The sequence below is a fragment of the Gardnerella sp. Marseille-Q9185 genome (genome assembly GCF_046508745.1).
GTDB classification, from domain to species: Bacteria; Actinomycetota; Actinomycetes; order Actinomycetales; family Bifidobacteriaceae; genus Bifidobacterium; species Bifidobacterium greenwoodii.
On the sequence record NZ_JBKFWK010000002.1, the window covers coordinates 165,890 to 187,454 of the forward strand.

At 49.0% G+C, this 21,565-nt stretch carries 18 protein-coding genes, 1 tRNA gene and 1 riboswitch; of the genes, 14 read left to right on the forward strand and 5 right to left on the reverse strand.

What is annotated here, in order from left to right:
- Positions 1-130 precede the first annotated feature (130 nt).
- A tRNA-Pro gene (locus ACLD5M_RS03335) sits at positions 131-204 on the reverse strand.
- A gap of 499 nt (positions 205-703) precedes the next feature.
- Between ACLD5M_RS03335 and lysS the strand changes: the two genes are divergently transcribed.
- Both lysS and ACLD5M_RS03345 read left to right on the forward strand, forming a co-directional pair.
- Positions 704-2,401 (forward strand): lysine--tRNA ligase, encoded by a 1,698-nt coding sequence (lysS, locus tag ACLD5M_RS03340; protein ID WP_410314608.1) that lies wholly within the window; start codon positions 704-706, stop codon positions 2,399-2,401.
- 355 nt (positions 2,402-2,756) lie between these two features.
- The gene (locus ACLD5M_RS03345) at positions 2,757-3,497 is read left to right on the forward strand and encodes a phosphoglyceromutase (protein ID WP_004128801.1); all 741 of its coding nucleotides are present in this window, start codon (positions 2,757-2,759) and stop codon (positions 3,495-3,497) included.
- Between the two features lie 440 nt (positions 3,498-3,937).
- On the opposite strand, the gene phoU is transcribed toward ACLD5M_RS03345, so the two are convergent.
- On the reverse strand, positions 3,938-4,618 hold the full coding sequence (gene phoU / locus ACLD5M_RS03350) for a phosphate signaling complex protein PhoU (protein ID WP_004134481.1): 681 nt from the start codon (positions 4,616-4,618) through the stop codon (positions 3,938-3,940).
- A gap of 214 nt (positions 4,619-4,832) precedes the next feature.
- Here phoU and ACLD5M_RS03355 point away from each other — a divergent pair, with 214 nt between their 5' ends.
- A complete protein-coding gene (locus ACLD5M_RS03355; RefSeq protein WP_308581823.1) occupies positions 4,833-6,140 on the forward strand; it encodes a sensor histidine kinase in 1,308 nt (435 codons plus the stop codon).
- Positions 6,141-6,156: 16 nt separating this feature from the next.
- Here the strand turns inward: ACLD5M_RS03355 and ACLD5M_RS03360 are convergent, their stop codons facing one another.
- Positions 6,157-6,411: a DUF2530 domain-containing protein gene (locus ACLD5M_RS03360; RefSeq protein ID WP_102694917.1), complete on the reverse strand. Its 255-nt coding sequence runs from the start codon at positions 6,409-6,411 to the stop codon at positions 6,157-6,159.
- A gap of 233 nt (positions 6,412-6,644) precedes the next feature.
- On the opposite strand from ACLD5M_RS03360, the gene ACLD5M_RS03365 reads away from it, so the two are divergent.
- The 3 genes from ACLD5M_RS03365 (at position 6,645) to ACLD5M_RS03375 (ending at position 9,915) form a co-directional block, all read left to right on the forward strand.
- Positions 6,645-7,931: a CHAP domain-containing protein gene (locus ACLD5M_RS03365; RefSeq protein WP_410314609.1), complete on the forward strand. Its 1,287-nt coding sequence runs from the start codon at positions 6,645-6,647 to the stop codon at positions 7,929-7,931.
- A 130-nt stretch (positions 7,932-8,061) separates the two neighbouring features.
- The gene (locus tag ACLD5M_RS03370; protein ID WP_004137023.1) at positions 8,062-8,778 is read left to right on the forward strand and encodes a C40 family peptidase; all 717 of its coding nucleotides are present in this window, start codon (positions 8,062-8,064) and stop codon (positions 8,776-8,778) included.
- 111 nt (positions 8,779-8,889) lie between these two features.
- Positions 8,890-9,915 carry a universal stress protein gene (locus tag ACLD5M_RS03375; protein ID WP_004137025.1) on the forward strand — a complete coding sequence of 342 codons (1,026 nt, stop codon included), beginning with the start codon at positions 8,890-8,892 and terminating at the stop codon, positions 9,913-9,915.
- A 390-nt stretch (positions 9,916-10,305) separates the two neighbouring features.
- Here ACLD5M_RS03375 and ACLD5M_RS03380 read toward each other — a convergent pair whose 3' ends face one another.
- Both ACLD5M_RS03380 and ACLD5M_RS03385 read right to left on the reverse strand, forming a co-directional pair.
- Positions 10,306-11,607, reverse strand: a complete 1,302-nt coding sequence (locus ACLD5M_RS03380) for a glycosyltransferase (RefSeq protein ID WP_410314610.1) — start codon at positions 11,605-11,607, stop codon at positions 10,306-10,308.
- A 148-nt stretch (positions 11,608-11,755) separates the two neighbouring features.
- The gene (locus ACLD5M_RS03385; protein WP_410314611.1) at positions 11,756-12,175 is read right to left on the reverse strand and encodes an OsmC family protein; all 420 of its coding nucleotides are present in this window, start codon (positions 12,173-12,175) and stop codon (positions 11,756-11,758) included.
- A 97-nt stretch (positions 12,176-12,272) separates the two neighbouring features.
- Between ACLD5M_RS03385 and ACLD5M_RS03390 the strand changes: the two genes are divergently transcribed.
- The 8 genes from ACLD5M_RS03390 to ACLD5M_RS03425 all read left to right on the forward strand — a co-directional run bounded on the left by ACLD5M_RS03390 (position 12,273) and on the right by ACLD5M_RS03425 (position 21,360).
- Complete coding sequence (locus ACLD5M_RS03390) at positions 12,273-13,145, forward strand: thymidylate synthase (RefSeq protein ID WP_116793839.1); 873 nt, start codon at positions 12,273-12,275, stop codon at positions 13,143-13,145.
- A gap of 94 nt (positions 13,146-13,239) precedes the next feature.
- Positions 13,240-13,899 carry a dihydrofolate reductase gene (locus ACLD5M_RS03395; protein ID WP_410314612.1) on the forward strand — a complete coding sequence of 220 codons (660 nt, stop codon included), beginning with the start codon at positions 13,240-13,242 and terminating at the stop codon, positions 13,897-13,899.
- 61 nt (positions 13,900-13,960) lie between these two features.
- On the forward strand, positions 13,961-14,515 hold the full coding sequence (locus ACLD5M_RS03400; RefSeq protein WP_410314613.1) for a low molecular weight protein-tyrosine-phosphatase: 555 nt from the start codon (positions 13,961-13,963) through the stop codon (positions 14,513-14,515).
- 118 nt (positions 14,516-14,633) lie between these two features.
- Entirely contained in the window at positions 14,634-16,001 is a 1,368-nt protein-coding gene (locus ACLD5M_RS03405; RefSeq protein ID WP_410314614.1) for a dipeptidase, read from the forward strand.
- Between the two features lie 52 nt (positions 16,002-16,053).
- Complete coding sequence (locus ACLD5M_RS03410; RefSeq protein WP_410314615.1) at positions 16,054-16,695, forward strand: DUF3043 domain-containing protein; 642 nt, start codon at positions 16,054-16,056, stop codon at positions 16,693-16,695.
- 178 nt (positions 16,696-16,873) lie between these two features.
- Positions 16,874-17,716 (forward strand): DUF4191 domain-containing protein, encoded by an 843-nt coding sequence (locus ACLD5M_RS03415; protein ID WP_373276884.1) that lies wholly within the window; start codon positions 16,874-16,876, stop codon positions 17,714-17,716.
- A gap of 55 nt (positions 17,717-17,771) precedes the next feature.
- A riboswitch (TPP riboswitch) is annotated at positions 17,772-17,888 on the forward strand.
- Positions 17,889-17,982: 94 nt separating this feature from the next.
- A complete protein-coding gene (locus ACLD5M_RS03420) occupies positions 17,983-18,591 on the forward strand; it encodes an ECF transporter S component (RefSeq protein WP_004134507.1) in 609 nt (202 codons plus the stop codon).
- Positions 18,592-18,645: 54 nt separating this feature from the next.
- Complete coding sequence (locus ACLD5M_RS03425; RefSeq protein WP_410314616.1) at positions 18,646-21,360, forward strand: ATP-binding cassette domain-containing protein; 2,715 nt, start codon at positions 18,646-18,648, stop codon at positions 21,358-21,360.
- The last annotated feature ends 205 nt before the right edge of the window (positions 21,361-21,565 follow it).

Below are 21,565 nucleotides of genomic sequence, written 5' to 3' on the forward strand. Positions count from 1 at the left end.
TCGAAAGGGATTAAAACTTTGCGTGTGTGTATAAGAATTGCCGAAACAATCTTCGGCAAATGTTTCATAAACCAGCTAACGCAGCTACAAACGCCGGGAATTTTCCGGCAAATGTTTCAAAGATCAAAAGTCGGGCTGGCGGGATTTGAACCCGCGGCCTCTTCGTCCCGAACGAAGCGCGCTACCAAACTGCGCTACAGCCCGATGTCGATTGTGCTGATCAAGAAACAGCTTTGCGATTACTTACGTTGCGCGCTTTCGTATTTTTGTACGTCACGCACTTCGCGCTTCGCGCACGTTTCGTAACACTTCGACAACTTGGTTATACTAGCGTAAACTTTCTACAAATCAGCAATGTGTGTCGCTTCCAAGCATCTCTCTCAAATTTTCGAAAAATCTTGAAAAATTTTTATAAAAAATTCGCTTGTACCATTTTGCGACTTCAATCACCCTGCGCACTCAGCGAGCACTCCGCAATATTTGCAAAATTATCCTACTTTTCGTAAATAATTTTGTATATCTTAATAAAATAATAAAAATTTTTACTAAAAAAGCATTTTTCTTTCGAAAACAGAAAAATATAAATATTTCCACAAAAACGCGCGTTTTCTGCAAAAATGGTCGCCTGAATCAAGCTAATAGCGCAATAAAACCTACTCAAAACGCTTACATCTGTATTACCTACTGGCTACAATAAGCGTTTATGACTGACACCAATACTGCAATGTCTGCCGCGCAAAACGCCGCAGAATCTGCCGCGCAAAATGCCGCAGAAAACGAAGCAACAGCTACTACCAACGAAATCGACACTGTTGAACATGCCGAAATGTTACTCGCGCAGGACGAGGCAATCGCTAAGCGCGTAAACGAAGGCGCAACTCTGGACGAAGCAATCGACCCAAGCAATAAAGAGTTTGGTCCGCTTGCGCACCCGGAGCAGGTACAGATGCGCGTTGCTAAGCGCGCGATGCTTCTTAAGGAAGGCGTGCAGCCTTACCCGGTGCATCTTAACGTTACGGATACTATCGAGCAGGTTCGTAAGCAGTTCGACGGCAAACTTGAAGCCGGCGAAGAAACCGATACCGAGGTTGGTATTGCAGGTCGCGTGCTTTTCTTGCGTAACGCTGGCGGCTTGTGCTTCGTTAAGCTTTCTGCTGGCGACGGCACTACGATTCAGGCCATGGTTTCCAAGAAGGAAATTGGCGAAGAATCCATTAAAAGCTTTAAGCAGATGGTGGATTTGGGCGACCATTTGTACGTGCGCGGTCGCGTGATTTCTTCTAAGACCGGCGAGCTTTCCGTTTTTGCAACCGAGTGGGCGATTGCAGCTAAGGCTTTGCAGCCGCTTCCAGCTTTGCACAAGGAATTAAGCGACGATACTCGTACGCGAAAGCCTTATATTGGCATGATTGCGGACGAGAAGATTCGCGATATGGTTCGCAGGCGTTCTCACGCTGTGGCTTCTCTTCGTCGCACTTTCGACAGCCACGACTTCTTGGAAGTCGAAACCCCAATGTTGCAGACGGTTCACGGCGGCGCTGCTGCTCGTCCGTTCACAACTCACATGAACGCTTTTGACATTGATCTTTATTTGCGTATTGCTCCGGAGCTTTTCTTGAAGCGCTGCTTGGTTGGTGGAATCGACCGCGTGTTTGAAATCAACCGCGACTTTAGAAACGAAGGCGTGGACGCAACTCACGCCCCAGAGTTTACAATGCTCGAAGCCTACCAAGCTTACGGCACTTACGATACGATTGGCGCTCTTACTAAGGAGCTGATTCAGAAGGCTGCTATCGACGCTTTCGGCTCTACCAAGGTGACTTTGCTTAATGGTGAAGAGTACGATTTTGGCGGCGAGTGGAAGCAGATTACAATGTACGGCTCGCTTAGCGAGGCCTTGGGTGAGGAGATTACGCCGGAAACTTCCGTTGAGCATTTGGGTGCGATTGCAGACAAGCTTGGCGTTGAGCGCGACGACGTGGAGAATCACGGCAAGTTGGTTGAGCACTTGTGGGAGCACTTCTACGAGGATAAGCTTTACGAGCCAACGTTTGTGCGCGACTTCCCGGTTGAGACCAGCCCGCTTGTTAAGGGTCACCGTACGAAGCCTGGAATGGTTGAAAAGTGGGATTTGTACGTGCGCGGCTTTGAGCTTGCAACCGGCTATTCCGAGCTTAACGATCCTGTTGTGCAGCGCGAGCGTTTTGTGGCTCAGGCTAAGGATGCTTTGGCTGGCGATGTTGAGGCTATGGATATTGACGAGGACTTCATTGAGGCTCTCGGCGTAGGCATGCCTCCTGCTGGCGGCATGGGTATGGGTATTGATCGCTTGCTGATTGCTCTTACGGGCGCAACCATTCGCGAGACGATTACGTTCCCACTTGTGAAGCCACTTCGCTAGTTGGTAAATTTTAAGGGATATAAAGCCGTTGTATGTTGTTTAGCATTCGGCGGCTTTTTTGTATGCGATGAGGTTGTTGCGTAGTGCTCCAAACATGAGAGCATCGTCTCGCGTTTGGAGGGTTTGGTGTGGCTTGTCGCTCCAAAAGTGAGATAATTTTCCGGCGTTTGGAGTGTTTGGTGTGGCTTGTCGCTCCAAACGTGAGATAATTTTCCCGCGTTTGGAGGGTTTGGTGTGGTGTATCGCTCCAAACGTGAGATAATTTTCCCGCGTTTGGAGTGTTTGTTGTGGTGTATCGCTCCAAATTTGCGCGAGCTAGGTCTGTCGTCGTAAGGCGTGAATAAACTAGGCAATTATGACATACAAATTAGTATTGCTCCGACATGGTCAGAGCGCATGGAATAAAACCAATCAGTTCACTGGTTGGGTTGATGTACCGCTGACTGAGCAGGGTGTTGAGGAAGCTAAGCATGGTGGCGAGCTTCTTAAAGAGAAGAACGTTCTTCCAGACATCGTGTTCACTTCTTTGCTTCGTCGCGCTATCAACACCGCGAATTACGCGCTTGATGCAGCCGACCGCCTTTGGATTCCAGTTCGCCGCAGCTGGCGTTTGAACGAGCGTCACTATGGCGCTTTGCAAGGCAAGAACAAGTCTGAGATTCGTCAGGAATATGGCGATGAAAAGTTCATGATTTGGCGTCGTTCTTACGCAACTCCACCTCCTGAGATCGATCCAAACGACGAGTATTCTCAGACGAACGATCCTCGTTACGCAGGCGATCCAGTTCCAGAAACTGAGGCTTTGGCAAACGTTGTAACTCGCGTAACTCCTTACTGGGAGTCGGATATTATTCCAGAGCTTAAGTCCGGCAAGACTGTAATGATTGCAGCTCACGGCAACAGCTTGCGCGCAATCGTTAAGATGCTCGACGGTTTGAGTGAGGAAGAGATTTCCAAGGTGAATATTCCAACCGCTATTCCTCTGCTTTACGAATTGGATGAAAACTTCAAGCCAATCAAGCCTCGCGGTGAGTATTTGGATCCAGAAGCTGCTGCTGCCGGCGCTGCCGCTGTGGCTGCTCAGGGCCAGAAGTGATCTTAAGTTGATCTTAAGTTGATCTTAAGTCGAGCTTAGCTAATACTTAGCGAAAAATTAAAAAGAAAATTTAAGAAAATATTATAAAAGTACTTGCGTAATATTAAATAGCATCGTATGCTTATAAATATCTTCTTTCTAATTTCTCTATCGGGTGAATTTGTTGCGTATTGCAAATTCACCCGTTTCTTTTTGTTTACGATTGAGCGTATCCGCAATATTCTAGGAATTTTTATACGCCCCCCCCCTAATGAGTATTGAATGAATAATAATTTAGTTTTTAGATATGGGGGATTGGGGCTGCTACTAAATATAGTGGTATTGCATTGTATAAATATTAATCTTGCATAACAAATATGCACTGTTTATGTGCCGCTTATACGCTGCTTAATATATGTCACTCAACGCTCTAAAATATCAGCGCTACGCAACCACAAGCACTACGCAATCACAGTGTCTTTATCTGGCTCAGGCTTCTTTGTTGGATCAAATCCCGAAACAATAAACACAATCTGCCTTGCAACAGCAACGCTGTGGTCGCCAATGCGCTCAATAAAGCGGCTCAGCAGCACAACGTCAATCAGCTGCCTGCGCGTGCCGTGCCAATTTTCACCCTCAACAAGCGCAAAAATCTCCTCATGCAGCTTGTCTAGCGCGTCATCTCCAGCAATAATGGTTTCCGCCATTTTTACGTCGCGATTAGCAACCATGGTAGTTAATCGCCCTGAAAGCTCATGCAGGAAGTCAATCATCGCAACAATTGTTTCGCGCGCTTCTTGAGGAATAGCGGACTCTGGCCAAGTTCGCCTAGTGATTTGCGCAATATGACTAGTTAAATCGCCCATGCGCTCGAAAGTTGCTGCCAAACGCATAGTAGCCACAACTTCGCGCAAGTCCGTTGCAACCGGGTTTTGGCGCGCGAGCAAAGTTAGGCACTGATCAATAGTGCTGGCTTCCAAAGCGTCTAAATCCGCGTCTTTGTCAATAACTGTTTGCGCAGATTCCAAATCCGCGTTCACAAGCGCGCTTCCCGCGTCGTTCATAGCTTTCGACACAAGTTCCGCCATGCGTTCGAGGTTTGCAGATACGGCCTTCATTTCTTCGTTGAAAATCACTCGCATGGTGCATCCTTTCGTTGTTGCAATAAGCTTTATGCGTGCATAATTTCTAATTATAGACGACGCTAGTAACGAAGCGACCAAAACTTTACAGCGCCGTAAAGTTTATGCCGCTTTATTGTCTTATTCCGGCCGAAACTGCTCAGCTGCGAGTAGTCTATGCCGCTTTTTATTTGCGGAAGTTACCAAAGTGCGCAAAATATGAGATTATAATAGTATGCCTGATTCTTCAGCCGTAGTGTTTATTGCGTTTGGCGTGCTCTCGCTTTGCGTTGTGCTTGCGTTATGCGTTTTTGCGCTGGATTGGTTTTCGCCGTTGTGGCGTTTTTTGGTGCGCGCGTTTAAAAGATTTAATATTGCGCGCGGCTTAACTTCTAATACTGCTTACGATTCTTACGATTCTTTCGATTCCGATTTAGATTCAAATCTCAACTCAAATCTCAACTCAGGCCGCGAATCCGAAAATCTTGCCGATTTAGACGACCTAAGTTCGGACGCGTCTCAAGTTTTGGCAATGCTGAACATGCCGACTGTTGTAATCGACTCCGAAAATGACGTTATTCGCGCAAGTTCCGAAGCTTATTTGCTGGGCGTTGTTATTGACGATTCGCTCTGCCAGCCGCGCGTGCTTCAAGCGGTTAATTCCGTTCGTGCTTCCGGTGGATTTGAGCGTCTTTCTTTGGTTACTTCAACTCCAGAGCGTTATAAAATTGCGGATAATTCCGAAGAATCTACTACGATTTCGCGCCCAAACTGGCTAAATATTACGGTAGGTAGCGTTGGCGGCGGTATGGTTGTGTTGATTATTGAGGACACGAGTGCGGCTCACCGTTTTGCGCAAACTCGAGACGACTTTATTGCAAACGTTTCTGATCAGCTAATAAATTCCACGCGCAGCTTAACTCAACTTACTAAAGTTTTGCAGGAAGATAACGTTTCTACGCAAAAAGTTAAGGAAATAGCGAAAATCGCAAATAAATCTTCCACAAAACTAGAGCACATGCTTGAAGATTTACTGTGGCTTGTTCGCGCGCAAAATCCTATTGACGTAAATGCGTCTAAATTGCTGTCGGTTGCAGATTTACTTGAGTCGGTTAAAAATCAGACTGACTCTTTTGCCCAAAATTGCGGCGTTTTGCTTAAGATAAAGGCCGATTCTTCTTTGCGCGTGCGCGGTGACGGCGATCAGATTAAAGCCGCGATTCGTAAGTTGATTGAAAACGCGATTACGTATTCGCCGGAAAACGCTACGGTTTCAATATCTGCCGCGCCTTCTTCGGATGGTCGTTACGCTGTAATTCGCGTGGTTGATAGGGGCGTTGGTATTGATTTAGAAGATCAGTCGCGCATTTTTGAGCGTTTTTACCGTGCGCAAAATCAGAATAATAAAAGTCAGGATGGCGTTGGCTTGGGGCTTGCAATTGCTAAGCATGTGGCACTTACGCATCACGGAAATATTACATTGTGGAGCAGGCCGGGGCAGGGGACTACAGTTAGTTTTGCCGTGCCGATTGCGAATAATTAAGTCCAGTGAATATAAGCTATTTTCCGAGCCGGCGATAATCCCAGCGGTCAAAATGCTCCCAAATTAAAAGCAGAATGCCAATAATCATTCCGCTTGCGCAAACTATCGCAGGAAACCAAGTAGTAATATGCAGAAGCGCAATAATAAACGTAACTACTGTTGCAATAATCCACGCTATCGTACCTATAGAAAAAACCTTGCGTAAATCGACGCGAAGTGGCTTTGGCGCGGGCTTTCTGGCGTCTGGATTAACTATAGGTGCTAATTTCATACTCTAACCATACAACTGAGTCGAGTCTAAAAAATTATGCAGCGCGATTAAGTGCGCTATTACGCTTGTGATTACGCACGCGATTGCGCACAAGATTCCAATAAGTGTTTCCTACATCCGCGCCACGTTGTAGTCTTAAATAGGTGTGTCGGTGGAAGGCGTGCGTTGGGTGTCGCTAAATCCACAATGTTCACAGCATTTACAGGCAAAGTTTACGTAAGAAAGTGATTCGTATGAAGCGTGCTGCACATGGTGCTCCGAAGGCAAAGGGGCGTAGCTATTCGCCGCTTTCGCTTTTTGTAGCACAGCATGGTGAGCATGGTGCGCATGGTTCGCACAGTGAGCATACTTCTTCGCATGATTCTTCGTATACTTCTTCGCATAGCCCTCGCACTTCGCGCGGAGCTCACGGCCTTCATGGCGCGCGTTCTTACCAAACTAATCGCAATAGTGAGCGTTTAGCTGCACTTTCAGCAAGCAATGGTGCTGTTGTTGAGGTTTCGGATGCTGTTGCCGAGCGTTTGCAAGAGATTATGCCGCAAAGCCGTCGCGAAATCAGGTTGTCTAGGCTTGCTAATGAGCGTCGTCGTCGCCTGCTTGTTTCAACTTCTATGATTGCTATGATTGGCGCTGTTGCGGCAACAATGTCGCTTACAAAAATTAATACTTTTGATTCTCGCGCAGCAGAGCTTGAGTCTGGCATAACTAGCGTTGACGATTCTTCGGCTTTGAATGTATCTCGCTCTAGCCAGCGCACTTCGCTTGATTCGCCAGATTCTATGGATGCAATCAATAACGCTGTTGACTCTATTGAAAACGCTAGTGGCTCAGACTCCGGTGATGCTTCACATGCAGCTCATGCCGCTCATGCTGCACATGCTGCACGCGCTGATTATGATGCAAATACTAATAATTCCGGTGCTTATGCTTCTTCGGGAATTTCCGGCCTTTTGGGTATTTCGACTGCAAGAAGCGCTGCAAGTTCGCATCCTGGAACCGCTTCTGTAATGTCTTCTAAGTCGGATTCTTGGAAGCTGGGTGCAGATTCTGGCTTTAATATTGCGGAAATGTCGCGTTCTGCTGCAGATAATCCTAAAGTCGCTTTGCTTATGGATAAAGACTTTGACGTATTGCCAAAGGGCTTTAATCCAAATCATGCAACTGGTGATACCGGTAACGCGTATGAGTTCAGCCAGTGCACTTGGTGGGTGTATGTGCGTAGGTCTCAGCTTGGTTTGCCTGTTGGTTCGCATTTTGGCAACGGAAACATGTGGGCTGATTCTGCGCGCGGACTCGGATATTGGGTTGATCGCACTCCTCGCCACGTTGGAGATATTATGGTTTTCCGCGCTGGTCAGGCTGGTTCGGATCCGTTCTACGGACATGTTGCAATTGTTGAGAAGATTAATCCAGACGGTTCGATTGAAACTTCGGAATCTGGCGCTTCTTTGCACGGAAAAACATTCTCTCGTAAGTTTGATGCAAAGCAGCTTTCTCAGTATCAATTCATTCACTACTAAAGCATTACTAAGCTGTTGATTAGCTTATTATCTATCTTTATTATCTATCTTTATTACCAATCGCTTATCAAAAGCGCGAAATTGTGCGCCAAACGCGCATGTAACAGCATAGTGTTAAACTTCTAAAAGTATGTTAAATCACAGTAAGATTTTTTCAGTTATTGCATCAGCAGTCACTGCGGCTTCAATGCTTGCTGTTATGGCTCCAATTGCCATGGCAGATTCTTCGCATGCGTCAGAGCAGGCGGCTGTTACTTCAACGCGCTCATTCCCAAAGATGTCGAGTGTGCGTCGAGATCTTTTGACTGAATCTACCTCTACTGATGTAGATTCCAACTCCCATTGGGGTGGAATTGAAAGCTTAAACGTTCCTCAAACTAAGACTCCTAGCGAACTTGCCGCTGCTGCCGCGCGAAACGCTTATGAAGCTGCAGCAAGCCGTTCTGAGTACCGTGGTGGCGCTCAGCCTGTTCAGCAGGCTAATATTGTGCCGCCAAACGGTAAGTCTGTTGAGGCTTTGCTTAATTTCGCTACGCAATTCTTAGGTAAGGTTCCGTATCGCAGTGGCGGTACAACTCCTGCTGGCTGGGATTGCTCCGGCTTCGTGCAGTACGTTTTTGCGGCTGTTGGTGTTTCTTTGCCTCGTACTTCTGGCGCGCAGGCAACTGTTGGAACTCCAATCCCAAGCCTTGATCAAGCACAGCCGGGCGATATTATTGCCAACGGTCAGCATGCTTCTATTTATGTTGGTAACGGAATGGTAATTAATTCCCAGCTTGCCGGCACTAAGTACGATCCAATCCGCTACGTTTTCCCTGGTGGATATTCTATTCGTCGAGTCTTGTAGTTATATATCGCAAAACTTGCGAGCAATCAATCTAAAATTACGCTACAATAGTAAATACGTTTGCGCACAAGTGACGCTGCTGCCACAAGTGCCCGTATGAGGAGGTTGGCGATGATTCCCGAAAAAGCTGTTTTAGTTGGAGTTGATGGCTCTCACGCGAGTTATAAGGCAGTTTGGTGGGCTGCAAATTACGCAAAACATGCAGGCTTACAGTTGCAAATTGTTTGCGCGTATTCTTTGCCGAGTTATGCGGCGGTTTCGTTTGATGCTACTTATACTGCGATTGGTGACGATAACGCGGCTCATCACGATGCGCAAGAAATTCTTTCAAAAGCTAAGGCTGTGGCGCTTGAGCAGGGCGTTGACGCAACTACTCTGATTGTTACAGGCGACCCTTCGTCGGTTTTCGTGGAGCTTTCGCGCAATTATCAGCTTATTGTGATCGGTAACCGTGGTAAAGGCGGCTTGGCGGAGCGTTTGCTTGGAACAACTAGCTCTTCGTTGCCGGCATACGCGTATTGCCCAATCGTGGTTGTGCCTTACACAGACGACGATGGTCAGCGAATACACTTAAATAACACGATTTCGCGCGTGGCTGTGGGTTCGGACGAATCTAAGTGGGGTCTTAAAGCGTTGGAAATTGCTGCTAATTTGGCAGATAGCTGGAATGCGGAGCTGGATGTTATTTCCGCAGTTCCAAGCGTGCAGGGCGCTGAGGGAGACACTGCAGTTATGGGATCTTATATGGAAGATCTTGAGGAGCGCGTGAAGCCGATTTTGCAACGTTTGCCGGATTTGAAGATTCACCGAACTGTTGTGCCTGGCTCTGCTGTTGATGCGCTGACTCAGGCTAGCTTGAATCATGATCTTGTGGTTGTTGGCTCGCGAGGCCGCGGCGGTTTTACTGGTCTTTTGCTTGGTTCGATTAGTCAGGGCTTGCTGCAGCATTCTTCGAGGCCTGTGTACGTTGTTCCAAGAAAGTATGTGGAATTTAGTGCGGCTCAGGTTGCGGCTGCTCAAAAGCAAAGCGAGAATGCGTCTATTGACGATATTTCTGGCGTGCATGAAGTTGATGTTCCAAAGGCTGGGGCAGAAGCGGCCAAGGAGATTGAGCAGACGATTGATCCTCTGCGTTAATGCAACAATCTGCTTATAGTGCGTTCGCGTTGCCGCGCGAGCGCACTTTTGTGTTTGGAGGGTTTGGTGTGGCGTATCGCTCCAAACGTGGGTAATTTATCTCGCATTTGGAGCGTTTGACGTGGTTTTGCGCTCCAAACGTGAGAGAATCATCTCGCATTTGGAGGGTTTTGGGTTGTGTATAGCTCCAAATGCGGGGTACTTGTCTCGTGTTTGGAGGGTTTGACGTGGTTTTGCGCTCCAAATGTGGGTAACTTGTCTCGTATTTGGAGGGTTTGACGTGGTTTTGCGCTCCAAATGTGGGTAATTTATCTCGCATTTGGAGGGTTTTGGGTTGTGTATCGCTCCAAACGTGAGGTATTTATCTCGTGTTTGGAGCGCGCAGGTCGTCTAGTCTTGCGTCTCTTGCGACTCTTTAGACTCCGCCTCAGTATTTGCGTGCTTATTTAGCATAAAACGCGCACGCCTTGCATCTCGCTTCGCCTTCTTTTCGGCGAGATCTTTCTTATTCATCTCAATTGCGCGCTCATAAATTTTAAGCAGCTCAAGCGCTTGACTCTTAAAATCGTTATTCTTCGAATACTCAAGCACATTCGCCTTAAGCTGAGCCTGCTCAGCCTCGCTCATATTCAAAACCTTGCTAAAAACCGCCTTAAAATCTTCGCGAGTATCCCACTGATACCCGTTTTGGCCGCTAATAATCTGGTTTTCGTTCGGCACATCGTGCTTCACAAGCGCAAACAGTCCGGAAGCCATTGCTTCGAGCATAGAAAGCGAGTGCATTTCGGAAAGCGAGGCGGTTGTGTAGTAGTCCATCGCGTGCAAATACTTTGGAATTTCCGTGTGCGAAATAGGTCCGAGAAGGCAGATTCTGTCGTCAAAACCGTTAGAGGCTACGCGCTCGCGCAACGATTCTAAATCTGGGCCGCCGCCAATCACAAATAATCGCGCTTTTTCGCGAGGAAAATCGCAATACATAAAGTTGTCAATAAGCTCAGAAATATTTTTCTCTGCACCAATTCTGCCTACGAAAACGAAAAGCTTAGTCGAATCCGAAACGCCGTATTTTTCGCGGAAAGATTTGCGGAAGGCAAGTCGTTCAGGCGTTGGCAAAAACTGCTTGTATTCCACGGCATTGTTGAGCACAACAACTTTTTTATCTACCTTCTGACGGTCAATATAAGCCTGCGCTTTAGCCGACATACTCGTAATAATTGTGGCATTTTTCGAGAATCGCATAAAATATTTCGCCGAAAGGTTGCGCGAAAACTCAGTAAAATGCTTCAAACCAATGTAAAACAGGAATTTATCGTATTCTGTGTGAAGTGTGTAAATAACAGGAATATGCTCTTTTTTCGCAACTTCCAAGCCGATTTCGCCAATTCCGAATTCGTTTTGAATATGAATAACATCCGGCTTGAATTTAAGCGGCAGCTGCTTTCGCATGTGGCCAATCGGAAGCGCCACGCGATACTTGTAAAGCTTTTTTAGCAAGATTCCAGGCACATAGACGACGCCGTCTTCAAGCTTGGTTTTGCGCTGTTTTTCGGAGCCGACCGTGACCACAAGCACCTCGTGACCAAGCTCTTCATACATTTTTTTGAGCATGTAGGACTGTGTTGCTACGCCATTTATGTACGGTGGATACGTTTCGGTAAAAATAGCGATTTTCAAAGTTTCCTCCGGTTGCATACATGCATGCGTAGCGTCAATATTGCGCAAGTATCTTGTGTACTCAATTCGCGTACTCAATTGGTGTATTCAATTGTGCCACACGTGGTGAATTTTAGGGTGATTTTAGGGTGATTTTAGCGTGATTTTTCGCGATTTTTGGCTTATTTTATCGGCGAACTGTAACGTTTACGCTTACTTTAGCCCCATTTTCGAGCGTATGTTTAACCGTGCAACCCCTGGAAATATGACGCTCCATGCGCTCTTTAAGCGCGGCCGCATCTTCCTCGCTCAGCGCAGGTTTTGCCGAAGTTGTATCGAGCGTAACGTCTTCTTGAAAACGCAAGTACGCTCCTTCTTCCGCATCATACGTGCCGTTTACCACGACTCGCGCTCCAGCACCCTCGCCAACCGCCTGCTCAGCCGCATACTGGCTGCTAAGGGCGGTGCAACCGGCCAAAGCAATCTGCATCAGCTCAACAGGGTTAAACATGCCTTCGCCGCGGCCAAACTTAAGGCTCGTGCCGTCCTCGCTTTTTGCTTCCCAAGTGCCGTCTTCGTTGCGTTCTACCCATAATCTTCTAGACATTTTTGCTCCTTTGCTACTGTTTGTTCTAACTATTTTACGCTAGATTGTTACCGCCACGACAGCACGATTCTTACCGTGCAATTGTTACCATTGAATCATGGCTTTAACAGAAGAAGAACTCGCCGCAATTCGCGCGCGCATCCCACAAAAACCGATTTCCAGCATCCCAACTCCTTACGAGGATTTAGTGCGAAAAATCCTTACGGAAGGCACTTTAAAATCAGATCGCACCGGCACTGGCACAATCTCACTTTTTGGCCAGCAAATCCGCTTCGATATTAGTAAATACTTCCCGCTTATCACCACAAAAACCGTGTTTTTCAAAGGACTTGCGTACGAATTGCTTTGGTTCCTTAAAGGCTCGAGCAACGTGCGCTGGTTGCAAGAAAATGGCGTTCATATTTGGGACGAGTGGGCGGACGAAAACGGTGATTTAGGCCCGGTTTACGGCGTTCAGTGGAGGAGTTGGCCTGCTCCTACCGCGGAAAATCCAAATCGCACAATTGACCAAATCGCGAATGTGCTGGATCTTATGAAAAATCACCCGGATTCTCGCCGAATGATTGTTAGCGCTTGGAATCCTGCGGAAGTTGAGCATATGGCGTTGCCACCTTGCCACTCGCTTTTCCAATTCTATGTTGCCGACGGCAAGCTTTCGTGCCAGCTTTACCAGCGCTCGTGCGACATGTTCCTCGGCGTGCCGTTTAACATTGCGTCTTACTCGCTTTTGACGATGATGATGGCTCAGCAGGCAGGTTTGGAGCCTGGCGAGTTTGTGTGGACGGGCGGCGATTGCCATATTTACGACAATCACGTTGAGCAGGTGCTTGAGCAGCTTTCGCGCGAGCCATACCCGTATCCGCAGCTTGAAATTCGTAAAGCGGATTCGATTTTTGACTACGATTACAGCGATTTTAAGGTTGTTGATTACCAGCATCATCCGACGATTAAAGCGCCGGTTGCGGTGTGATAATTGCGAATTATTTTGCTTGATTGAGCTTGATTCGGCTTGATTTGGCTTGATTTGGCTTGATTTTGCTTGATTTAGTTTTTAGGGGGCGAAAATGGAAAGTAGCGTAAGTGCGCTGAATAATTTCCCGGTGCGACTTATTTGGGGCGAGGCTTTCGGTTTGGACGGCAAGCCAGGAGCTATGGGCGTGAACGGAGGCATGCCGTGGCGACTTTCGCCGGATTTGCGCTATTTTAAGGCGATGACAATCGGCTGCCCTGTGATTATGGGCCGCGGTACGTGGGATGCAACGCCTCCGAAATTCCGTCCGCTGCCTGGCCGCGAAAATATTGTGGTGACTCATAATCCGGATTTTGTGGCAGATGGAGCGCGTACTTTTACTAGCATTGACGCGGCTTTAGATTACGCGCGAGAATGGCTGGAAAATAAGGAAGCGCTTGAAAATCACGCAAATCTTGAAAATGAGGAAAACGTATCTCAAGACTCGCCTAAAGACGGCCCCGCAATCTGGGTTATTGGTGGCGCTGCGATTTTGCGCGAAATGCTCGCGAATTATCACACGGACGCGGCCTACGTTACGCAAATCGAAGCAAAAGTTGCAGCGGACACGTTTGCTCCGAATATTCATGAGCTAGTTGAGGCAGGAAAATGGCGTGTTGCGCGCGAAGGCGAGTTTGAGGAAGCACCGCTTAAAGTTGGAAGCGAAAGCAATCCTGCGCGATACCGGTTTAAGGTATATGAGCCTGTGCAGTAAACGAAATCGCAAAATAAGCGAAATTGCAAAATAAACGAGACAGCAAAATAAACGAGGAAGCATGACTGAAGAATCAAGCAAAATCAAGGTAGATGCGCGTCACCCATACACTGTTATGACGGTTTGCACCGGAAATATTTGCCGCTCGCCAATGGCGGAAATCGTGTTGCGCAACGAGTTTCAGTTGAGGGGATTGGGCGACGTCGTTGCCGTGCAATCTTGCGGAGTTAGCGACGAAGAATACGGAAATCCGATTGACCGACGCGCGCAAAGGGAATTAACTAAACGCGGATACCACCTTCCGGCGTCGCATTTTGCGCATCGAATTGATGCGGATGAGATTGCGGAAACGAACCTGTTTTTGCCGATGACGGCATCGCATATGCACTCACTTTTGCGGCTGATTCCTGCGCAAAAGCGCGAGTTGGTGCATATGTATCGCACCTTTGATCCGTCGCTTCCGAAGCCGCAGCCGGGTCGCGAGGTGCTGCTCGATTTGGCAGATCCGTGGTACGGAGGTCCGCACGAGTTTGAGGTTGCGATGGATCAGATTGAGCAGTGCGCGCCTTATATTGTCGATTGGGTTGCCGCGCGCATTGAGAGGGCTGACCACTAATCTAAGCGCTTATAGCGCGAGCGTTTTTTCACGTTTGCGAATATAGTTTATAAGTATAATTTAGATATAGTTCTGTAAGCATCAATTACTGCTCTGCTACTTTTATTTGGGAGGATTTATGGCAGGTTTGGCTGTTGAAGACGTGCGCGCTCGCGTGCAAGACGTTTGGAATGACGTAGTTTCCGTGTTGAATAAGAAGATTTCGCTTGCGGCTGTGTCTGCTAAGGGCATTGCCGGCGAGCATATGCAAAAGTCCGCGCAATACGTGGCTGGGGTATTGCGTGAGGTTGGTATTGACGCGCGCGTCGAGCAGTCCACGAATCCGGACGGCACTCCTGGAGCTTTCGAAGTTGTGGGCTCGCGCATCGTGAACCCAAGCGCGCCAACGGTTTTGCTCTACGCTCATCACGATGTGCAGCCTGTTCCAGACCCATCCGAGTGGAACACAAACCCATTTGAAGGCACAGAGCGCGACGGTCGCCTCTACGGCCGCGGCTCTGCCGACGACGGCGGCGGAATCGCAATCCACTACGGAGCTTTGCGCGCACTAAGCGACGATTTGCGCGTAAATATTAAAGTTTTCATCGAAGGCGAAGAAGAAATGGGCTCGCCAAGCTTCATTCCTTTCATCGAGTCTCATAAAGCCGAATTCGAATCAGACGTAATCATCGTGGCCGACTCCGGCAACTGGTCCGCCGAAATCCCAAGCCTCACAACGAGTTTGCGCGGAAATACCGACGTAGACGTAAAAGTTAAAGTGCTCGGCCATCAAGTGCATTCCGGCCAGTTCGGCGGCCCAATTTTGGACGCTTACACGCTCGCTTCCATGCTTGTTGCTTCGCTTTATAACAAGGATGGCGACTTGGCTGTGCCTGGAATTGAAGCACAGGAGCCGGTTGGCGGTTTGCAGCGCGATTTGGATGAAGCGCAGGTGCGTGCCGACGCTTCCGTGGTCGATTCTTATAAGCTTGCCGGCACCGGTTCTTTGGCTGCGCGCATGTGGACTAAGCCAAGCCTTACGGTAATCGGCATGGACGCGCACCCGGTTGAGGGCAGTTTTAATGTGATTGCGCACGAAACTAAGCTGCGTCTTTCGCTTCGTACCGCGCCTTCGCAGCGTCCGGAAGAAGCGCAAAAAGCTTTGTGCGACTTTTTGGTATCTCACGCGCCTTTTGGTGCGGAAGTTACTGTAGAGCCGATTGATAACGGCATGGGCTGGGCAATGGATCCGGATGCTGTTGCAACGAAGGATGCGCTCGCTTCCATGCGCGACGCTTTCGGCGTGGAGCCGGTAAACAAGGGCGAGGGCGGTTCGATTCCGTTTATTCCGGAGCTTCAGCGCATCTTCCCGAAGGCGCAAGTGCTTGTGACTGGTCCGGAAGACCCTAAGTCTAATGCACACAGCCCGAACGAGTCGATTTCGCTTTCTGGTTTGCGCGGCAATATTGTGACCGAAGCGCTGCTTTTGGATCGATTGGCCGAGTAATTTCGTTTCTTCGCATCGTTCATGCGTCTAGTCTGTTGAGTAATCTGCAAACATGACATGGAATCCATTTGCAAAGAAAACCGCTGCTAACGAAGCTAAAGTCGGTGAGTCGGCTCAGCAAAAATCAGCCGAAAAATCAGCCGAAAAAGCAGCTGTGAAATCCCGCGAAAAAAACGCGCCAACTCCTAAGCGCAACGCGGCTCAAGCGCAAAATCTTCGTCCTCTTGTTCCAGCTGATCGTAAGGCCAGCGCAAAGCAGGCTCGCGCTCGAATTAGGCAGCGCGAAAATATTCAGTACGAGGCAATGCGCACGGGTGATTTGGCGCATATGCCAAAGGTTGAGCAGCTTCCGTGGCGCGTGTATATTCGCGATTACGTGGACGCGCGCTTTAGCCTCGGCGAGTTTTTCGTGCCGTTTGCAATTGTGATTATGGTATGCCTGTTTGCGCTTTCGCGGTTTGTGATTGTGTACATTGCGCTCGCTGTGCTGCTGTACACGTATCTTTTTGCTTCCGTGATCGACATGTTTATTATGTGGCGAAAGTTGCGTAAGGAGCTTGTGCGTCGTTATGGCGATGTTGCGGTGTCGAAGCAGTCGCGTTCTGGCATGTATGCTTGGAGCCGCGCGATGCAGATGCGTCGCTGGCGTTTGCCGAAACCAAGTTCGCCAAAGCGCGGAAATTGGCCGAAGTAAGCTGAAGTCAAGCTGAAGTTAAGCTGACGTTAAGCGAAAATAAGCAATATAGTTAGCGAAAGTTAGCGAAAGTAAGCGAAAGTAAGCAATATAGTAATCGCAAATTTACTAATATTTGCACAACCTACTATTATTATTTTGAATACTCAAAATAACGCGAATATCATGGGGTAGACGCATGGCACAAGGTAAAGCACAAGACAAATCGCATAGCACGAATCAGTCTGGAAATAAATCCGGAAGTAAATCCGGAAATAAGATGGGCATGCAGGGCATGTTTTCGCAGATTATCCGCATTTATAAGTACACGCATCCTGACGATAAGCAGCTTCCGCTGTGGCTGTCTGTGGCGTTTGCGGCGCCAATAGTTGTGGCTATTGTGCTTGGTTTGCTGCTGCGCTGGTCGATTTTTGCGTGGATTATGATGATTGTTACGGCGGTGATGGTTGGTTTGCTGCTGTTTACGGTTGTGCTTACGAAGCGCGCGGATAAGGTTGGTTACGCGAAGTTGGAAGGTCGCCCTGGGGCGGCGGCTGGAATTGTTTCTGCTATTAACAAGGGCGGATTTACCTTCCCTCAGCAGCCGGTGTGGGTGGATCCTCGTACGAAGGACGCGATTTGGCGCGGCACCGGTTTTAACGGAATCTTCCTTATTGGCGAGGGCAATTACGAGCGCTTGATGCACGCGATGGATCGTCAGGAGCATGCTATTAGAAGCGTTACGGCGGGATCTAATATACCTGTATACCGTATGGCTGTTGGTAATGGCGAAAACCAGGTGAAGCTTAAGGAATTGCGCGGAAAAGTGTTGCGCGCCAAGACTTTGCAGCCTTCGAATCACAAGTTTGCGCTGCTTAATAAGATTCATCCAAACCGCCGATTCTTCCTTACTAAGACGGAGCTGGCGATTTTGAACGAGCGTTTGCGCACGTTGCAAAGCAAGAGCGGATTTGGAATTCCGAAGGGGATTGATCCGACGCGTCCGCAGCGCATAAGCCGTCGTGCGATGCGCGGTAAGTAAATTTTGATGTTTTAACATCTTGTTGTGGCGTGCGTCTACGCGCTGCCGTACAATCGTCAATCGACACGGGTGCTTTGCGCCGACGCGTTACTCGCGCCGCCAAAGCTGAGAGAAAACCGCTTGAACGTGAATCCGGGTAATACCGGCGCACGGAGGTCTGTTTTTCCCGTGCCTGAGAGCTGTTGCAAGGTTTCGTTGTAACGCAAAATATTGCATTGCGCACAATGTAACGCATTGCAACACAAAATAAGAAAGGCACATTTTTTATGTCAGAAGAAAATTATCAGATTAACATGCAGTGGCGTGTTGCAGACATCGCAGTTGCTTCCGTAATTGGCGTTGTTTCTGCTTTTATTTACTGGATTGTTGCCATTTTTAGTGAGGTTCCATGGACTGCACTAAACAGCATTCTTCCAGGTTTTGCAGGTATTATTAACGGTCTTTGGCTCTTCGCTGCTCCTTTGGCAGCAGTAATCGTTCGCAAGCCAGGCGCTGCTATTTACGCTGAAGTCGTCGCTGGTGTGCTCGAAGCTTTGATGGGCAATCAGTGGGGTGGCGCTGCAACCTTCGGTATTGCAGTCTTCCAGGGCTTGTTCGCTGAAATTGCTTTCATTATTTTCGCTTACAAGAAGTGGAATTTGAGCACCATGGTTCTTTCCGGCGCTTTGACCGGCATCGGCTGCTGGGCTTACACCTTCCTCGATAAGTTGCAGGCTGTTAGCGTATTCGGCAAGTACGGTCTTCCATACTTCGTTAGCACCGTGGTTTCCGGCATTGTAATCGCAGGTGTTTTGATGTGGTTCTTGTATGTGGGAATCGCTAAGACCGGCGCGTTGGATCAGTTTGCGTCCGGTCGCGAAATCCGCGAAAAGTAACGAATAAAGTATTCGCAAAAATTAAAAATCTATCATTGCCATAAAGGATTTACTATGCCTGATGCTGTTAAATCGCAAGAATCTGAAACTTTCCTTCCATCAGCTTCAAGCGATTGCAATAGTGACAGCAGCGCTAATAGCGCTATCAGTAATGCAAGTGATAGCGCTAATAAAGCTAATAACGCTGAACTTCGTTTTGAGCATTGGGGTTATCGTCATGCTTCTCGTCGCGCTTTTGCTGTGCGCGGGTTGGACCTCACGATTAAGGCCGGAGAGCGCGTGTTGCTGCTGGGTGCGTCAGGCATTGGTAAATCCACGATTTTAAGCGGTGCGGCTGGTCTTATTGGCAATGATTTTGTGACGAAAAATAGCGCGAAAAATAGCGCAGATAGCGCAAAAAATAGCGCGAAATCTCAGCAAACCACTCTCGTCGAAGATGCCGATGGTGGTGTGAGCGAGGGTCGTGTTTTGGTTGACGGCGTGCCTGTTCGCCGCGCGCGAGGCAAGGTTGGGCTTGTTTTGCAGGATCCTGATGCGCAGGCGATTTTCCAGCGTTTGGGCGATAACGTTGCTTTTGGTCCGGAAAATATGAACGTTCCGCGCGAAGAGATTTGGGATCGTGTGCGCGAAAGTCTTAAAAAAGTTGGGTTGGATGGCTTGCAGTTGCATCGTTCAACTTCGCATCTAAGCGGCGGTCAGATGCAGCGTTTGGCGCTTGCTGGCGCGCTTGCTATGCAGCCGAGCGTTCTGCTTTTGGACGAGCCGACCGCGAATTTGGATCCGGACGGCACGCAGCAGATTGTGGGCGCTGTTCGCGCGGTTTTGGATTCTACGCGCGCCACGATGGTGCTTGTGGAGCATCACGCTGAGCCGTGGATTGAAATGATTGATCGCGTGGTGGTGCTTGGGCTTGAGAATGATGAGGATGCGAACGGAAATGCGAACGGAAAAGATGCGAACAGCGAAACCGTTCACAGCGAAACCGTTCACGACGACGATATTGCGCGCGCGGCTTCATCTCGCACGGTAATTGTGGCGGATGGCACGCCGGACGAGGTGTTTAATCGCACCGATTTGGACTTTGAAGATCTGGGTATTTGGCTTCCTGAGCGCTACAAGAAAAACGTAAAATCTTCCGAAAGTAAATCTTCCGAAACCTGCAATCCGTCAGAAGGCTACGGAGAAGTCCTGCTTTCTACGAAGGATCTCGCAATCAGCCACAGCAGCGAGCCGATTGCGCGTCACATCAATCTTGAGTTTAGAGCCGGGCAGATTACGGCTTTGGTCGGCGCGAACGGCACTGGAAAATCAACGCTTTCGCTAACTTTGGCGGGTCTTTTGCCGGCTGTAAGCGGCGAGGTTGTGGCGAGCGAGGCTCTTGCTAAAGGCGCGAACGGCGCGAATCCAATGAAGTGGAAGTCGCCGGATTTGGCGAAGCGAATTTCGTATGTTTTCCAAAATCCGGAGCATCAGTTTGCGTGCGGTTCGGTGCTGGACGAGGTTATGCTGGGTCCGCTTCGCACGGGAGTTCCGGCGGATGAGGCGCGCGCGAAGGCTCAGGAGCTGCTGAAGCGATTCCGTTTGGCGCGCTATGCGAACGCGAATCCGTACACGCTTTCGGGCGGCGAAAAGCGGCGATTGACTGTGGCGGCGTCGCTTGCTGCGGCTCCGCGCGTGCTGATTTTGGACGAGCCGACTTTCGGGCAGGATCGCAAAACTTGGCTGCAAATTATTCGCTTGATTGCAAGTTTGCGCGGCGAGGGCGTGAGCATTATTGTGGTGACTCACGACCGCGAGCTGGTTGAGGCGTTGGGCGCGCGCTTGGTGGAGCTTGTGCCGGATGCGAAAACTGAAGCTGCTGAAGCTGCGGAAGGTGCGGAAGGTGCAGTGAGCGCAGAATCTGCCGAATCTTCCGAAGCTCTTTCCGCCACCACCGGCGCAACCGACATTTCGCGAATCAAAGTGAGTGCCGTCAACAATCGCAGCGAAAAGCCGAAACTTTCAAGCCGTTCGCCGCTTATTGCGTCGATGAATCCGGTATTTCGTATTTTTGGAGCGTTCGCGGCTTCGATTCCGCTGATTTTTACGCTTGATTGCGTGTCGGCTTCTGTGGCGCTGGTGCTGGAATTTGCGATTTTTGCGTGCATCAAACTTACTCCTTGGCGTGTGATTCGCCTTTCGTGGCCTGTGTGGGTGGGTGCGCCGACTTCCGCGCTCACCGTGCTGCTATACGGCAAAAGTGGCGGAAATACTTGGTTCCAGTGGTGGCTTATGCATGCTACGGACCGATCGGCGATGCTGGCCGTTGCAACCTCGCTTAGGATTTTGGCGATTGGTATTCCGTCGATTGTGATGGTGATTGGCATGGACGCAACCGATTTGGCGGATGCTTTTAGCCAGGTGATGCATTTGCCGGACCGATTTGTGTACGGCGGTTTGGCGGGAATTAGGCTTTTTGGCGTGCTGCAGGATGATTGGGCGGCGCTGACGGCGTCGAGGCGTTCGCGCGGGCTTGGCGATGAGCATCGCGTGAGGGCGTTCTTCCCACAGTCGTTTGCGCTGCTTGTGCTTTCGATTCGGCGTTCGACGACGCTCGCCACGGCTATGGAAGCGCGCGGTTTTGGGGGAGTTGGGGCGCGTTCGCACGCTCGCGTGAGCAGTGTGCATGCGCGCGATTGGTGGATTTTGGTTGTTTGTGTGATTGTGCCGCTGGTTTCGGTGGCGTCGGCGCTTTACTTCGGTACTTTCGCCTTCCTTGGCGGTGCGTGATACTAGCGCTCCAAATGTGCGCAACTTTTCCCGTGTTTGTGGTTGTTTTTGACGAAGTTGACAACATTTGCCGTGTTTTTTCTCTGGCGTTTGTTGTCGTTTCTGCCGAATCTGACCACATTTGCCGTGTATTTTCTCTAGCGTTTGTTGTCGGTTTTGCCTAAGTTGACCACATTTGCCGTGATTTTTCTCTGGCGTTTGTTTC